At 69.6% G+C, this 16178-nt stretch carries 11 protein-coding genes and 2 pseudogenes; 6 read left to right on the top strand and 7 right to left on the bottom strand.

From position 1 onward, the window contains the following. Window positions 1-3: 3 nt before the first annotated feature. Together WMF34_RS21185 and WMF34_RS21180 are read right to left on the bottom strand one after the other, a co-directional pair. On the bottom strand, window positions 4-1395 hold the full coding sequence (locus WMF34_RS21185; protein ID WP_012236728.1) for an MATE family efflux transporter: 1392 nt from the start codon (window positions 1393-1395) through the stop codon (window positions 4-6). A gap of 69 nt (window positions 1396-1464) precedes the next feature. Beyond that, the gene (locus WMF34_RS21180) at window positions 1465-1755 is read right to left on the bottom strand and encodes a hypothetical protein (protein ID WP_437994359.1); all 291 of its coding nucleotides are present in this window, start codon (window positions 1753-1755) and stop codon (window positions 1465-1467) included. 46 nt (window positions 1756-1801) lie between these two features. Between WMF34_RS21180 and WMF34_RS21175 the strand changes: the two genes are divergently transcribed. The 3 genes from WMF34_RS21175 (at window position 1802) to WMF34_RS21165 (ending at window position 4060) form a co-directional block, all read left to right on the top strand. Further along, a complete protein-coding gene (locus WMF34_RS21175; protein ID WP_437994358.1) occupies window positions 1802-2566 on the top strand; it encodes a hypothetical protein in 765 nt (254 codons plus the stop codon). Window positions 2567-3105: 539 nt separating this feature from the next. After that, entirely contained in the window at window positions 3106-3465 is a 360-nt protein-coding gene (locus WMF34_RS21170; RefSeq protein WP_437994357.1) for an SLOG family protein, read from the top strand. A 181-nt stretch (window positions 3466-3646) separates the two neighbouring features. Then, the gene (locus WMF34_RS21165; protein ID WP_437994356.1) at window positions 3647-4060 is read left to right on the top strand and encodes a hypothetical protein; all 414 of its coding nucleotides are present in this window, start codon (window positions 3647-3649) and stop codon (window positions 4058-4060) included. A gap of 129 nt (window positions 4061-4189) precedes the next feature. Here the strand turns inward: WMF34_RS21165 and WMF34_RS21160 are convergent, their stop codons facing one another. Beyond that, the gene (locus tag WMF34_RS21160) at window positions 4190-5134 is read right to left on the bottom strand and encodes a protoglobin domain-containing protein (protein WP_162144003.1); all 945 of its coding nucleotides are present in this window, start codon (window positions 5132-5134) and stop codon (window positions 4190-4192) included. A 234-nt stretch (window positions 5135-5368) separates the two neighbouring features. Then, the gene (locus WMF34_RS21155; RefSeq protein WP_437994355.1) at window positions 5369-6745 is read right to left on the bottom strand and encodes a DUF5939 domain-containing protein; all 1377 of its coding nucleotides are present in this window, start codon (window positions 6743-6745) and stop codon (window positions 5369-5371) included. 472 nt (window positions 6746-7217) lie between these two features. Here WMF34_RS21155 and WMF34_RS21150 point away from each other — a divergent pair. The 3 genes and pseudogenes from WMF34_RS21150 to WMF34_RS21140 form a co-directional block, all read left to right on the top strand. Continuing rightward, a pseudogene (locus tag WMF34_RS21150) lies at window positions 7218-7568 on the top strand (homocitrate synthase); the annotation flags it as partial. Window positions 7569-7671: 103 nt separating this feature from the next. Next, window positions 7672-8319 (top strand): annotated as a pseudogene (locus WMF34_RS21145) (DUF2169 domain-containing protein); the annotation flags it as partial. Window positions 8320-8898: 579 nt separating this feature from the next. Continuing rightward, window positions 8899-9510, top strand: coding sequence for a hypothetical protein (locus WMF34_RS21140; RefSeq protein ID WP_437994726.1), 612 nt, complete (start codon window positions 8899-8901; stop codon window positions 9508-9510). Between the two features lie 29 nt (window positions 9511-9539). Here WMF34_RS21140 and WMF34_RS21135 read toward each other — a convergent pair whose 3' ends face one another. From WMF34_RS21135 to WMF34_RS21125, 3 genes are read right to left on the bottom strand one after another with little or no spacing between them, the layout of a single operon-like run. Then, window positions 9540-10607: a WD40 repeat domain-containing protein gene (locus WMF34_RS21135; protein WP_012236720.1), complete on the bottom strand. Its 1068-nt coding sequence runs from the start codon at window positions 10605-10607 to the stop codon at window positions 9540-9542. A 5-nt stretch (window positions 10608-10612) separates the two neighbouring features. Next, entirely contained in the window at window positions 10613-14716 is a 4104-nt protein-coding gene (locus WMF34_RS21130) for a nucleic acid/nucleotide deaminase domain-containing protein (protein WP_437994354.1), read from the bottom strand. 2 nt (window positions 14717-14718) lie between these two features. Next, on the bottom strand, window positions 14719-16164 hold the full coding sequence (locus WMF34_RS21125; protein WP_437994353.1) for a hypothetical protein: 1446 nt from the start codon (window positions 16162-16164) through the stop codon (window positions 14719-14721). Between the last annotated feature and the right edge of the window lie 14 nt (window positions 16165-16178).

Raw genomic sequence — 16178 nt, 5'->3', positions numbered from 1 at the left:
GGCTCACCCGGCGGTCGCCTCGCGCAGCGGGGCGCCCGCCTCCGCGCCCCGCCCGTCGAGCCTCCGGAACTCCCGGCCGACCAGGGGGATCACGAGCGCGAAGATCGCGATGTCGATCGCGGCGTTCGCCCAGAACACCCCGCTCACCCCGGCGATCTTGGGCAAGAGCCACATCAGGGGGAGATAGAACACCAGCTGCCTCAGCAGGGCGAGCGCGCTCGCGAGCTTCGCCCGCTCCACGGAGGGGAAGAACGCCAGCGCCATGAAGACCCACGGCATGACGGGCAGGGCGAGGACGGAGATCCGGAAGTCGAGTAGCTGCTGCGCGGCGAAGTCGAACCCCGGCAGCATGGAGCCGAGGACGGCCTCCGGGGCCAGCATCATCGAGAGCCAGAACGGCAGGAGCAGCACGAGCCCGGCGATCGAGAACTGGCTGAAGGCCTGCTTCACCCTGCCGTAGCGCCCCGCCCCGTAGCTGATCCCCTCCACGGGCTGCAAGGCCCGCATCAGGCCGAACAGCGGCGTCATCATGAACATGGAGATGCGGTTGCAGGCGGCGAAGAAGGCGACGTCCTGCTCCGTGCCATGGGTCGACACCGCCCCGTAGACCACGAGGTTCTGGACGACGCCCATGATGCACACGATCAACGCCGGCATGCCCAGAGAGACGATCTGCCGCCGGATCGACGGGTCGATGCGGATCGTGCGCCAGGCGGTGTCGAACGAGGCGCGGCCCCTCGCGTAGTACAGGAGCCCGATGGCCGAGTAGACGAGCATGGCCGCGTTGGTGGCCCAGGCCGCGCCCTGCACGCCCCAGCCGAACGTATGGATGAACAGCGGCTTCAAGGCGACGTCCACCAGCAAGCCGAGGGAGATCATCCAGGCCGCCGTCTTCATCTTGCCTTCGCCGCGAACGGTCATGTTCACCGCGAGGCCGTGCACCCAGAACAGCGAGCCGAGGGCCGTCGCCTGGAAGTACGCGGTGCCGTACGCGAGGATCTCCCCGCTGCCGCCCATCGCGCGCACGAGCGGCTCTGCGAACCAATAAGCGAGCACGGCGTACGGCAAGCTGACGAGGAGCGACAGCCCGTTCACGCTCCCCAGGAGGCCGTGGAGCTTGCCCCGGTCGTCCGCGCCCATGTAGATGCTCAGCGCCGTGCCGGCGCCGGTCCCGATCAGGCTGCCCAGCCCCAGCGTGATCTGCGACAGGGGATAGGCGATCCCCACGCCGGCCAGGGCGCTCTCGTTCATCAGCTGGCCCACGAACACGGCGTCCAGGAACGAGTTGAGCCCGTACAGGACCATGGCCAGCACGGCCGGCCACGAGAGCCGCCACATCACGGCCTTCAGGTCGCCTTCGAGGATGAACTGCTTGTGGGCGTCTCTATCGCTCATGGCACGGCCGGCGCCTTGTCTGAAAGGACGAACTACGCCTCGGCCGTCGCCGATTCCGGCGTCGAGGCGTCATCTCGAAGGGCTGCGCGGCACGCGCCGACGCGCCGGGCGCCGCCCCGAGGCCGCCCCGAGGCGCTTCTGGATCGCTGCCTGCGTCTCGCGGGGCAGCGTCGCGATGTACTCCGCGGACAACGCGCGGAGCATCGCGTCCGGCAGGGCGAGCACCGCCTGCGCCTCGGTGAGCCCAGCGAGCCGCTGCTCGGGGGCGAGCCCGGCGAGCCACTGCTCCGGCGGCACTCGTGCGACGAGGGCCGTGAGCGCCTTCTCGAAGCTCTCGATCACCTGCTTTTCGTCCTTCATGTGCCGCTTCCTCTGCCCCGCGAGCGGACGTCGAAGCTGCTCGACGATGCTCCACGAGCACCCAGAACACCGCGATCTCCGCAGGGGAGAGCGCCGGGATCCCGCCGGGGTCGGCGACCATCCCAGGCGTCACAGTGTACAGCAGATGGTCGCCTTCGCGAGCGTTCGCCGGCACCGTCTCCACCACCCGCAGCGGAAAGACGCAGAGCCGATCCTCGTGCGTGCCCGGTCCCGTGGGCGTGAGCGCGCAGTCGAGCGACCCGAGCGCCTCGACGAAGCGCGGGGTCAGGCGGGGCGCGAGCACGCGAAGGGCGACGGAGGCGGGGTCCTCAATCTCTGCAACGACGAGGTACTGCAGCGCGTAAGCGAGGAGCATGCGGGCGTCGTCGCGTTCGAGCTCGTCGGTCGGCCCCTTGAAGTGCACGAGGGTGTGCTCGGCCAGCCCGCCCACGACGCTGGTGAGAAGGCTCGGCCTGGGCGGGGCGCCGCGCCGCCGGCGCCGGAGGATGACGAGGTCGACGCGGAGCGGCTCGCGCGCGAGCTGAAACTCCGAGATGCACTGATACCAGCCCGCGGGCAGCACGTGCTCGAGGAGCGCGACGAGCACCGGGTGCCACGCCGTGTACACGCGGACGCGACGGCGCCCCTGCGGGGAGCGCGTCCCGCTCTTCGTCGCCGTTCGCGCGGCCTTCGCCATGCGGAGCAGCGCTACCACGACCGCGGCCGACATGCGAGCTCGTGGCGTGAAGCGGTGACGCTGGCGGCGCAGCGCGGTGCCCCGCCATTCATGGCCACCAGCGCGATTACGTGACGCCTGGAGTCGTCGTTCCAGTGAATGCATCCCAGGCCCGAATGTAAGCGCGCGCATCGGGTCCCAGATGAGAGACGACGCGCGCAACGGCGGCAGGGGCAGCCACGCTGCGGGCGCAGATCGCCTCCAGGAGCCCCGTCGCAACCGCATCTGCGTCTGGGCCACTTCCTGAAAGCGAACGCTCCACGAGCCGCGAAACCTCATCAAGCGTGGTGTCATCGAGGTCGGACTCGAGCTGGACAAGCGCACGACCGATGTGGCCGAAGACGACCGTCACAGGCGCCGAGTCGGGCTCCCAGTCGGCGACGACCTCAGACACCGCTTCCCGCAGCTTCGGGTGGCAGGCGGCAAAATCCTGGTACGGGTTGTGCGAGTGCTCGTCGAGAGGATAGGGTGGAATTCGCCGCGAGGACGCTCTGCGAGGCGGTCGCCCCGCAGAGCGGGATGGTTCGGCGGGCGGGTGCTGCGCCGGGAGGGCCAGGCGGGGTGTGTACATCCCGATGCTCCCGCTCCGCGCGCTTCGAGGGTAGGATGGCGGAATGACGCGTGTGATCGTCGCCGGCGCTGTGGCGTGGACCGACGTGGACGCGATCCGGCGCGAGCTGGCGAAGCTCCCGGCGGGGGCGATCGTGATCCACGGCGACTCGCCGGGCGCGGACGCCCTCGCCGGGCGCGTCGCAGCCGAGCTCGGGCTCGCCGTGGAGCCGATGGCGAAGAACAAGGCGGACTATGCCAAGTACAAGCGTGGTGCCTGGAAGGGGCTCAACGAGCGGATGCTGGCGAGCGGGGCAGCGCGGGTGCTGGTGTTTCATCCGGCGTTCGAAAAGAGCCGCGGGTCGGGACACCTCGCCGGGCTGGCGAAGGCGGCTGGTGTCGAGGTGAGCGTGTTCGCGGAGTGAGGGGCGCGGAGCGCGCGCCTGGCGCGAGTGCAACGGATGAGAGGTTCTGGGACATGACGGCAGCTTGGCGACAGCACCCGAGGCTTGAGGGCCGCTTCCACGTCGACCACCCGGACGACCTGCAAGTCCTGGTTCACGAGGGGGGCCGCGGCTCACCGATCGCCGTCCGGAGCTCGTCTGGGTGCGCGTCACCGCATGCCACGGCGATGTCTTCACCGCCCGGGTCCTGAACCAGCCGCACCAGTTGAAGACCGTCAACGAAGGCGCAGAGGTTCGGTTCATCGCGCCGACCGGCGGCGAGCACCTGCTGCAGGTCCGCGAGCAGTACCTGCGAGAGCGCGCAGACTGGGTCATTGGGCCGTGTAGCAGGTGTGGCCTGGACGAGCTGTTCGACGCGCCTTCCGAGCTGATAGCGAAAGTCTTCCCGAATGTTCCTGCCAGCGCAAGAATGGACGCGTTCAGCGCCTTCTGCGGTGCCTGTGGCGGTGTCCAGCTGGTCCAGCACAAGGACTTCAGACAGGACGAGGGTGAGGGGCCGGACGAGCAGACGGAACAGCAGTCTCCAGGGAAAAAATGGTGGCAATTCTGGAAGTGAACCATTGGGTGAATGGCAGAGGTCGCGAACCGGCCGGCGGCGGGGGTCGCAACCCGCCGTCCCGAAGAGCCGGATGTGAACAGCACTTGTCCGGTTCTGTGAGAGGCGCCCCCCGGTAACGGGGGGCGCCTACTCGATCGGCGGCTCCGCCGTACGCTGTCGCTCCGCTTTGGGCATGATCGCCATGCCCACGATATCGAGTGCGAGCTTGATCCCCGCGGCCAGCTCTCCGACCGTGTGCATTCCCGACATGTCCGCGTCGATCTCGACCAGGGTCTTCGCCAGGCCGGGGCGGACCCCTGTGAGCACCACGCTGGCCCCGAGCAGCCGCACGGCGGCCGTGGTCTTCACCAGGTGTCGAGCGATCTGCGCGTCCACCGTGGAGATGCCGGCGATGTCGAGGAGGAGGACCCGCGCTCGCTCCTCGCTCACGCGCTGGAGCACGGCCTCGATGATCTGCTGCGCGCGCTGATCGTCGATGGCGCCGATCAGGGGCAGGAGCAGCACGGCGTCGTGGACGCGGATGATCGGCGTGGACATCGCGCGGATCGAGGCTTCATGGCGCCTCAACACGTCGAACGTCGTGGAGAAGTACGCGTCGAGCGCCAGGGAGACGTCGAAATAGACCAGCTTCTGGACGCTCGTGAACGCGCGCACCACCTCTGCGGGATCTCCGATGTCGTCGGAGAACGCCTCGAGCAAGAGGTGCATGTACCGGCGATACGCGCCGAGGTACCATGTGGGCTCGACGCCGATGCGCGCGTGCGCCGCGCCGACGTGCAGCCGGTGCTCGACATAGGCCCGGTCCAGCTTGCCGGTGAAGAGCCCCAGGAAATACTCGCGTTGCAGGCGCTTCACGCGGCGCAGGGCGTCGCCGTCGCGGAAGAGCTCTCGCGTCGGCCCGAAGTCGAGCAACAGCTCGTAAAACGCGTCGACAATCCGCTCGGTGCGCTTCTCGGCGTGGGGCCGCAGCGCCGCGATGCGCGCGAGATCCTCGTCGGTGATCTGGAAGAACGCGCGGCGATCCTCGACTTCGCGCTCGAGCGGGCGCGGCAATATGCTGTCTTGGGCCATGATGGGTCTTTGAAGAGGCGAAAGGGCGATAGCACGCTTCGGGCCAAGATAATATGTCCCGGTCGTATTCGCTCTCCGCGATGGGTTGGCAGCGCGGTCTGCCCTCATCACGTGCAAGATTTGCGACGCCGCGCAAGGCGTGCGTCGTTCGCTGACACGATCGGCGGGACGGCGCGGAGCGCGCCGCTGGCCGTGCATAGTCAGCGGATCCGGTGCGTCGGGGAGGCGCGTGCGTCAGCGCGCGGCCATGCCGGGAAAACCCGCCGAATGCACGGTGCGGGTCCCCTCGATCCCCTTCAGGTCGACGTGCGAGGCGCGCGGCGGCGTCCAGCCCTCGGCGGTGAGCAGACCGGCGAGCTCGGCGTCGGCGGCGAGCGGCGCAGAGACGGTGAGCTCGCCGCCTGCCGAGACGCCGAGCAGGCGCGCCGCCGTGTTCACGGTGCGGCCGAAGTAGTCGAGGCGCTGGTTCAGGTTGACGAGCAACGCCGGGCCGCGGTGCATGCCCGCCCGGAGCACGAGGCGCTCGCCCTCGGGCCGGCCGGCGTTGCGGCCGAGCATGCCGCGCATGGCTGCGGTCAGCGCCGTCACCGCGGACCGCTCGTCCAGGAAAGTGGCCATGACCGCATCGCCGATCGTCTTGACCACCGCGCCGCCCTGCGCTTCGACGGCGCCAATCACGATGTCGAAGTGATCGCGCACCAGGTTGTACGCGGGGGCGTCGCCGATCCGCTCGTACAGCCGCGTGGAGCCGCACAGATCGGTGAAGACGACGAGGACCGATCGGACCGTCAGCCGCTCCCGCGCCGACAGCACCATGCCGCCGAAGTAGCGCCGGTACTCCGGCACGTGGAGCAGCTCGAGCCCGCTGAGCCGCCGCGGCAGGCTGGCCGGATCGAGCTCGTCCTTCAGGACATCGTGATGAACGATGAAGCCGCACTGCGGCCAGCCCACGTTGGTGAGCGCGATCCTGAGCGGGCCGGGCCGCACCTCGAGCTCCGTCACGTCATAGTGGGGTCCCGCGAGCTGCGAGATCGCGGCGGCCTGCACCTCGTCCGTGGGCTCTCCCTCGACGCGAAGGATGCCCTTGGCGCGGGTCAACGGGCAGAAGTAGCGGTAGCGGCCCGCGGTGAGCACCTCGGTCGCCGCCGCGGTCTCGCCGAGCGCGGCGGTCATGCCATAGCGGGGGTGGAGCGCCGACGGCGGCTGGCAAACCGGAGGGAAGCCGAGGTCCTCGATGGACCGGCCGAGCGAGAACGTCACCTCGACGCGCGCCGAGATGTCGACGTCGAAGGAGTACTCGCACATCGGGCAGAACGAGACGGCGGCGGCCGTGGCGAGGTCGTCGATCGCCTCGGCCAGCATGTTGCAATGGCCGCAGTGGACGTCCCAGTGCATGTCGAAGAGGCCAGTCTGGGTGCCGTGCAGCAGGACGCGGATGACCGCGTGCGGGTCGAGCGCGGTGTCCGCCGCGACCACGTGGGGGTTGATACGGTAGCGACGGATCAGCGGCGCGTCGTGGAGCCATCGCTCGACCGCATCGATCTCGCCCGCGTTCGCGGGGTGCTGCTGCCTGAGCCGCTCGATCAGGGTCTTCAGACGGTGGGTATCCATGGCTGCGCTCCGAGCATGCGCATGTCTCGCAGGCGGAGGGAAGTGCCATGTGCCTGCCGGCCGCGCCGCCCGATCGCCGCGAGCGCACGCGGGCCGCTTCCTCGGCCTGGGCAGCTCGGAATGTGACAGCGGCTCTCCGTGGACCGGGGGCTGTGCGCGCGCCGGACATGGAGAAACGAGTGCTCCTCGAAGCCGCGGCTCGCGGCGACCGCGATCGCTGGAGCCTATTCGTCCCCTTCGACGTCTGCTTCGAGGGGATCGCTGAACGAGGGCACGCGCGGCTGGAACTGAGAGCACCTAACGGGAGCTTTAATCCCGCCTATGCCTGAGCGGAGCGGCTCGCTGCAGAGGAGAGGATTGTGATGCGCCTGAGAGATCTCCCGCCGGGCGTGGTGAATGACAGCACCCTTCTCGATGGCGAGCAGGCGCCGGGCGTGGCCTTCACGCCGCGGAGAAGGTCGAGATCGCGCGCGTGCTCGAGCGGGCCGGGGTCGACGAGATCGAGGCGGGCGTCCCGGTGATGGGGCCGGTCGAGGTGGAGGCCATGGCGGCGGTCGGCGAGGCCCTCGAGCGCGCTGAGGCGATAGCGTGGTGTCGGATGACGGAGGGCGACGTCGACGCCGCGGCGCGCACCGGGTTCTCGCGGGTCCACCTCTCCGTGCCGCTCTCGGATCGCCAGATCGCCGCGAAGCTCGGCGCGCGGCGCGACGAGGTGCTGGCCGGTATCCGGCGCGTGGTCGCGCACGCGCGCGATCACGGCTTTCGCGTCTCGGTCGGAGGCGAGGACTCGAGCCGCGCGGATCTCGATCTCGTCCGTGCGGCGATCGACGCAGCAGCGGAGGCGGGCGCGCACCGGTTCCGCTTCGCCGACACGGTGGGCTACCCGATCGCGGCCGGCGCCCCCTCCCTGCTACCCTTGGCTGCATATGGACGTCATCTCGTTCTGTCCGCTCCGCGTGTCCAGCATTCTCTGGCAACCACGCCCGGGCGCCCATGCGCTCACCGTGGCGTGCAAGGCCACGTACGAGCTTCGGCCAGGTACATCGGCGCTCGCCGCCGAGCAGGAACCGCCGTGGGAGGAGGACGTCTACAGCGACGACGATCGCTCGCGGCTCTGCGCCGCGAGCGATCTCGCGCCGTTCAAGCGGAAGGCCGACGTCCTCGTTGTGGGGCACGTGTACGCGCCTCGCAGACCGTCAGCGCGCGTGCCGGTAGCGCGGATCGTTGTGGGGCGACTCGAGAAGGCCGTCGAGGTCCGCGCGGAGCGCGTGCCAGCCGGCTTGCTCGGACTCGGCCCTATCGCGCCGGAGCGGATCGCGCGTACCGCGATGCTCGGACGTCACGCTGCGACGTGGGATCACCGGGCGTGGAACACGCGGCCGCTGCCTGAGGATATCGATGGCGCGTTCTTCAACGCCGCCTCCGCGGACCAGCAGCTCCCGGACCTCGCGGGCGACGAGCCGATCGTGCTCGAGCTCCTGCACCCGAGCCATACGCGCCTCGCGACGCGCCTCTCGTGCGTCGTGCCCAGGGCGCTCGTGCAGCGAGCGAACACGGCCCCGCAGGAGTCACGGTTGCGCTGCGACACGCTTACCATCGACGCCGATCGAGGGCTGGCGATGCTGGTCTGGCGTGGCGTGGTGGTTCTCGCGCACCCCTCAGAGGACGGGCGCGTGGTTGTGACGGCGGCGATCGATGACGAAAGCGCGCGTGCGACGCCGTCCCTGATTGCGCCGGCGCGGACGTGCCGCGCGGGCGACCTGGGCGCGGAGGGCGGGGAAGCGGACGCCTCCGGTGATCTCTCCGAGCAATCGAGCGAGGAGGTCGCCACGACGACGATTCCACTTCACACGCAGCGAGGCGCGAACCCGGTGCTCCCGTTCGTGCCAGGAAGCTTCGACGACGCGTCCGTGGGCTCCGACAACGAACCGCATGCGCCTCGGGCGTCTTGGTCGGCAGACAGCGAGGAGGATGCAGGTACGGGCACGACCTTCTTGCCGTATGCAGACGTCCAGCCGACGCTCGAGCCGGTCATGCCGTTCCGGCAGGAGTCGCCGCGCGCAACGGAAGCACCCGCCCCATGGCCAGATCGCCATGAGCGCAGCGCGCTCGAGCCCATAGCGCACGCGCAGCTCGACGTGCCTCCGCCTGCCATGGCCCTCGATGTGCCTCCGCCTGTCATGGTCGAAGAGATTCGGCCGACCGAAGCTCGGGTCGTAGAAGAGCCGCCGATGATCGGACCCTTGGCGGGGGTCGCGGCGGCGGTCCCCGCGAGCGAACCAGGCGTCGTGGTCGCGGAGAGACCGACCTTCGACGTACCTGCGACGGAGCCCGAGCCGGCGGAAGTGGAGCTCTCGATCGGGCAGTGTGCAGCGATCGCAGCAGAGATCGCCGAGGGACGAGCGGCGCGCGCCAGGGTGCTGGAGGCACATGAACTCGGCGAGCGCACGTGGCGCGAGAACGAGCGGCGTTGGCAGGTGGCGATCGCCGAGGAGGCAGGAACCGGGAAGCAAGCGCTGCGCAGGGCGTACGACGCCGCCTATGTAGCGCGCATCGAGGCCTTTCGCGGACCGATCACGATGGAAGAGTACATGCGGATCGTCGTGGGCCTGGAGCGAGGAAGGGCGGAGGCAGCGCTGGACGCGCTGCGGATCCAGCGGCCAGCGCTGATGCCCATCGTGCGGTGGTGGACGAAGAGAGTGGCGGAGGACACGAAGATGGCGGATAAGGCGCCGGACGCGCTACGAGGGGCGAGGAAGGGCTGAGCGCGTCTCGAGAGAGCGCTCGCCGGCCTTCAGGGCTCGATGACCGTGCAGGGGCCTCGGTTCGGCTCGTCGCCTGGCAGCGGAGCGAACCGGGCGATGAACGCGTCCTGCTCGCCTGGGGTCGCCCGTCGGGTCCAGGCGAGCCCTGGCTCGTGGGCGAGAGCGACCGCGCCATCCGCGCCGCCGGAGACGACGAGCGGCGCGTGGGGGTGCACGTCCAGGGTCGTGACGAGGCTGGCATGGGCTTGCCATGCCGCCAGGCGCGCGCCCGTCGAGGCGTCCAGCGCCAGGACCTCACCTGACGCGCTGGGGGCGAAGATGCGCTCGCCGCCCGGGGTGAAGGCGAGCGCCTCGCTCACGCCCCAGGGAAACTCCACGTCGCCTGGATTGGGATCGAGGTCCACGACGAAACGGACGTCGCATGAGGGGAAATCGTGGACCTGCACCGCGGTTGCGCCCGAACCGCCAATGAACGCTACGGCGCCCGGCCCAAAGACGACACGCGTCGCCGGGAACCAGCACACGAGCTCTGCCGAGTACCACCGGACCCCGCTCGCCAACCATTCGGCGAACCAGGTGGTCGTCGCCATCTCTGCGACGCTGCAGACCGCCAAGATGCGCCCCTCCGAGTGCAATGCGATCGGCCCCCCCGGGCCGAACCTGGTAGACGTCCTTTGCCCAGTCGACCAGTCGAACCGCTCCCCGAGCCCGCGCTCCATGGAATGCGACTCCACGAACTTACCATCCGCCGAGAAGCTCACGCCCCAGTACCCGCGCTCCCGGGCTGGATGTGCCTGCTGGAGCTCGCCGAGCGCCGCGACCGCGGTCGCGCGGGCGACGTCCCACAATCCGAGCAAGCGGTCCTGACTCGCGAGCGCGACGATCGGGTCGCGCGGGTGGAAGGCCAGCGTGGCGATCGGAACATCGACGGAAATGGCGGTCGGGAGGCAGCCCCTGGGTCGGAGCATCGTGCCGTCGAGCTCGAAGACGGCCACGTTGTTCGTCGAGGCGGGCAGCACCGCCAGGTACCGGCCGGACGCATCGAAGCGGACGCAGCGCACTGGACTACCGATCTCGACATCAGTCACGACGCGCACAGGACCTATCCTCCTCGACAAAATTGGTTGCGATCCGCCTCGATCTGCTGAGCGGTCTTGCCTTCCTGACCTCGAATCATCTCGTGTGTATAGTACACCGGCACGTCCGCGCCCAGGCTCGAGTCCAGCAAATCGTGGCAGTTGATGCGACCCGTGCAAGGGGACCGCTCCGTGTAGACGGCCACGACCTTCGCCGGGTCCACCTCCGACAAGCCCATGAGCACCCGCTCGGCGTGATTGCCGCCCCCTTCGCTGGCGCGCACGATGACCGTTCCGTCATCGAGCAGGACGGCAGCCACGTTGCGACCGCGAAGGTCGCTCCGGCTCTTCCCCTGGATGAACTCAGAGACAGCGCCGAACAAGGGATGGTCGTTGTACGGAACTTGCTGCAGCACGATCAGGCCGAGCGGGTCGAACCACACCAGGCTGTCGGGGGCATAAGCGTACTCCGCGGTCCCGGCGAGCAGACCCAGGGGATCGGGGGAGACGTAACTGCCCGCGTCGGGATCGTAGTAGCGGAAGCGGTTGTAATACAGGCCGGTCTCGGGATCCTCATATTGCCCGGGCCACCGCCAGGGGCAATCCTCCGGGGCGCCCTGCTCGACGGCGGTGCGTCCGAGCGTGTCCGTTTCGGCAGCCCATACCTGGACGCCGCTGGTGTCGAACAGGGTCGTCGGCGCGCCCAGGTGATCGGGGATCACGCTCCATACCTGACCACCGCGCTCGCGAGCGACTGGCGCGAACAGACCGGGCTCCCAGTACCACGTCGTAAGACCATGCTTGATCGAGATTTCGTGGAGGAGGGTGTGGCCGTCCCACAGGAACCGCGTCTCCGAATCCACCACCTCTTCTCCCGAGCTCCCGCAGCGGACGATCCGCTTCGCCGTCCGCCGCGCGAACGCGTCGTACTCGAAGAGCGCCGCCCGACCGTCCGGCAGCTCAACGCGCCGGAGCAGGCCGTGACCGTTCCAATGAAACGACCACCGCCGGCCGTCACGCTCCTTCGTTTGCAGGCGGCCAGCCGCATCGTAGGTGTACCTGACGCCCGCATGGTCGATGACCCGGCTGCCAGGCCCGAAGCGCGCAGAGGCTCGCTCCTCGGCGAGCTCGTCCGCGCTGAAGCGCCGGAGAGGTCGCGCGACATCGCCGCGGGGCGAGCGTTCGCTCAGCAGACGGCCTGCACGATCATGCTCGAATGTGCGTGCACCACGAGCCGCGTCCACGATCGCGGCGATCTGGTCCTCGCCTCGCCACTCGTACGCGCGGGCGTCGAGACGCGCGGCGCCGCTGTCGACCCGGGTTGTCCGTCTCGCGAGAGGCCGTCCTGCGATGTCACGGTCCCATTGCAGCTCGACACCTCCAGGCAGGAGGCGGGACAGCTCCGCCCCCATGGGATCCCGGGTGAAGGCGATGACCGCCTCGGGCGACGCCCCGCCGCCCAGGTGAAGCTCGCGCGCACCTAGCCCGGCATCGTGGACGATAGTGCACCTGGCGCCGAGCGAGGACTCGATTCGATGCCGCGCGCCGCCCGGGAGATACGTGGATGCGACGCGTCCAGCTGGCTGCACCTCGGCAAGGATGCGCCCTATGGCGTCGCGATGGCACGATGTCTCGGAGTGCTCGTTTTGGGCCCATTCGAGCTCGCCGTCGGCGCGGTATCGGAACTCGAGGAACGTGCCGTCGCCGTGGTCCACCCGGGCGAGCCGCCCCGCGGCGTCGTAAATCATCGTCGACGTGCTCCCCGCCGGGTCTACGGCGGCGCTCACGCGTCCGGCGGCGTCTCGGCGGTAGCGCCATGTCCCACCGCTGAAGCGCGTCTCTGTCGCGACGTTGCCGCTCGCGTCGTAGGTGAACAGGTACTGCTCTCCGTACTCGTTCCGGGCCGCCAGCAGGTGACCTTCGCTGTCATAGTGAAAGCTGATTTCCCCGCCGCCCTCGCTCCGCCGGACGAGGCGGTGGAAGTGACCATACTCGAGCTTGATCCGACGCGCGTCGCTGTCGATCTCGACGAGGTGTCCCTCGGGGTCGTACCGATGTCGCTCCGCGGCGCCGCTTCGGGATCGTCGCTCGAGCGTGCGCCCCTCGGCGTCGTAGGCCGTCGTGACGACCGCGCCGCGGGGATCGCGTGCGGCGATCAGACGCCCCCGCTCGTCGCGCTCGTAGGTGCTCTTCCCGCTGCCACCCGAGCGTATCTCGCGGATCTCCTTGTGTTCATCGTACTCGACGTGGATCTTTCGGCGATCCGGGAGCGCCAGCGCCACCAGCAAGCCGCGGTCCCAGGTGAGGTACGTCGCCTCGCCCAGCGGATTCACGCGGCGCACGAGGCTACCGTTCTCATCGTATTCCCATCGCCACTCGCCGCCCAGGGCGTCGACTGCACGGACGGGTCGACCGCCGCGATCGTACTCCAGCCGCACCTTCGAGCCCACCCCGTCGGCGAGCTCGATGAGGTTCCCGCGATCGTCATAGCGCCGTTCGACGGCGACGCCTGCAGGATCGACCTCCCTGGTGCGCTGTAGCGTGGTCGGATCCACCTGATATTCGGTCGTCCCCCCGAGCGGATCGACGATCTTCGTCACCAAACCGACGACGTTCATGTAATAGCGGGTCGTGTTCCCGAGCGAATCGGTCACCACGGTCACGCGCCCGCGCTTGTCGTACTGGAGGCGATGATCGTAGATCCCGCCGTCTCCCCACGTGCGAACGCAGAAGGCGTCCTCGCCGAGCCCGTCGTAGGCGAAATAGAACGACAGGCCGTTGCGGTCCGTCTCGCGCACGAGCAGGTGCGTCACGTACTCGAAGCGCCACTCGTGCCCGAGCGCGTCGCTGACCGCGACGAGGTCGCCCTGGTCGTCGTAGCGATACTGCCGATGTGCGGCGAAGCCGCGACCTCGCGGGAGCGGCAGGTTCAGCGCGACCAGGCGATCCTCGTCGTCGTGCTCCAACCAGACGAGTCGTCCCGCCGAGTCTCGCACCCACTCGAGTCGGCCTCTGGCGTCGTATGCGAGCACGATCTCGTGGTTTCTGCACCTCGAGCGGATGCGCTGCAGAGCGGCCCTCGCCTCCGGGCGCCCCGGCACCGGGGCGAACTCGCGCACGGTCCCGTCCCGGGCCTCGACCTCCCAGCGGCTGCCACCCAGGCAGCGGAGGCTCAGCCGCTCGATGGGATGGTAGACCGCCTCGCCGGGGAGCATCGTGTGACCGGGGTGGTCGAACGTGTCGAATTCGATCTCCCGGCCGTCTTCGGCGAGCAGGACCACCTTGCCGCGCTCGGTCCAGATCGCCTGATCCAGGGAGAGGCTCCATCCGTGGCCCAGGGGCCCACGCCGTGAGGCGCACGCCGAGGAATAGATCCGCTCGACGCGGAACGGCATCGGTCCGCCGAGCTCCGCGTCGACCGCCTCCGTGAGGACCTTGCCGGATGCGACGTCGACGGGGTGGCCTGTAAAGAAGCACACCGCGCGGTGCAGGAAATTGCGAAACCGGCTCGGACGGAGCCGGCTCACCAGGGCATGGAGCGAATCGCTGACGAAGCGAGTGCGCAGCGAGGCCATGACCGCCGACATGAGGTCGAGCGACGGCGGGCCGCCAATCAGGATCGGCGCTCCCTTCGGGATCGCGAGCACGACGGAAGACGGCAACCGGATCGGCTCGGAGCAGCTCAACAGGATGTCGCCGAACCGCACGGCGTTCGAGCCCATGACGGTCACTGTCTTCGAGCCGAACACACAGATTGCGTCGTTCTCGGGTTTGATGGGGAGGGCGGGCGCCGGGACCTCACCAGGGTGGATCACGGGCTTCGGCGTCTTCGGGAACGGCGCCCAGGCGACCCCGGGAGGGAACAGGATGTGGCCGGGGATGTGGATGGCCTCCGTCCCCGTGTTGGTCGCGGGAACAAAGCCCCAGTAAACCACAGGGCCAGTCGGCGGTGCGCCGGAGACAGCGGCCATGAGATTGCCGAGCACGAGTCCCGCGGCGAGCCCCATCGGATCGAAGATGATGCCCGTGAACGGGTTCGGGATGGGCAACGGCAACGGCGCAGGCGTGGGCACCATCTCGAAGTGGATATCCAGGCCGAGGACCAGGTCGAAGAAGCTGCTGGCCAGCATGCTCAGCCTCCGGCGCTCCCGATCTGGGTCGGGCTCGCTGTGGTTCGGCCCCTCTCGAGGCGATCTGCCTGCTCGTCCAGGGATGCAGCTTGCGTCCGCCACCCCCGCGCGCGGCAGAGCGCCGCGAGGCGACGCGCCGCCTCGGGGGCGCTCGATAGCCGCGCGATCGTCGGCTCGCTGTCCGCGGCCACCTGGACGGCCTTCTTCAGACAGTCGATGGCCTGGTCCTCCGCGTCGATGAGGAGCGCCAGCTGCCCTGCGAGTCGCCAGCCCTCGATGGCGAGGAGAGCCGCGCCGGCCGCCTCGGCGGTCCGCGCTGCATGCACGTACGCGCGGGCTGCGTCCGGGAACCGCTGCGCGAGCGCGTGGACGAGCCCCAGCGCGAGCAGCGCCTGGCTCTCCTGCTCTGGAAGCCGGTGCGCGCGCGCGACGCTCACCGCCCGGTCGAGCTCCTCGACGGCAGCCTCGGAGCGGTCGAGCGCCGATAGATAGCTGGCCAGGGTGACCCGGCAGATCACCTCCACCACGCCCAGCTCGACGCTGGCCGCCAGATCGCATGCGCTCCGCTGCTGCGCGATCGCGTCAGGCCCGTTCCCCTGTTGCATGGCCAGGGCGGCGCCGAGGATCTGATCGCGGAGCCGCGCTGATCCGTCGAGGTAGGCGGGGTTGATCCCCGCGCCGCGCAGGATGGCGTCGCGCCGCTCGCGCGGGAGCTCGGGGGGAGCATCGACACGCCTCGGCGGCGCCACGCCGCGCGGCCCGACGACGCCCCCGGAGGCGCGCGCCCCGTCGCTCGCCGACACCAGGAACGCCGCGAAATCCGCCTGCTTTTGCCGAGCGTCGACGGCGCAGCGGGTCTCGACGGCCAGCGGCCGCGCGACCGCCGTCGCTCGCCTCGGCGGCGGATCGTCCAGATCGAGCACGAGGACGATACGGCACGCCAGCAGCTCGCGCGCGGCGAGCAGCCGCGCGATCTCCTCGTCGAGCGCCCTCGCGTCGTCGATGATCGTCGGAGCCACGACGAGGACGAGCCCCTGCAGGGGTCCACGCAACGCGCGCAGGACGGCGCCTGCCATGAGCTCGAAGACGGCGAGGTACGGGCTCGGTCCGGCAGCGGCGGGAGACTGCCCCAACGAGGCGCTCGCCGGGAGCGGGACCGGTCCGACCTCGATCCCGTCCCGCGCGTAGGCTTCGCGCCGTCGTTCCCACGCCGCCGCGAGCCGGTTTGAGCGGGCCATCCAGCCGGCGTCCTCCCCGGTCCTCGCGTCGTCGAGGACGATCCAGGGGCTCCGGTTGTCCGCGTGAAATTCGAACCCGGGGAGCAGATCGAGGACGGCGCCGCGGAGGTCGCCGGACGTGCGGACGACGAGCAGCCGCACCTCGCGCGCGCGAGCGAACCACGCGGCGTCGTCGTGGAGAGCGTTGAGCGCATCGGAGATGGATTGCATCGTGCGTTGGCTCC

This window comes from Sorangium sp. So ce145 (assembly GCF_051525985.1).
In the GTDB taxonomy this organism is placed as follows: domain Bacteria; phylum Myxococcota_A; class Polyangia; order Polyangiales; family Polyangiaceae; genus Sorangium; species Sorangium cellulosum_B.
The sequence above is the reverse complement of the archived record's forward strand: the minus strand, read 5'-3'. Positions and strand labels throughout refer to the sequence as shown.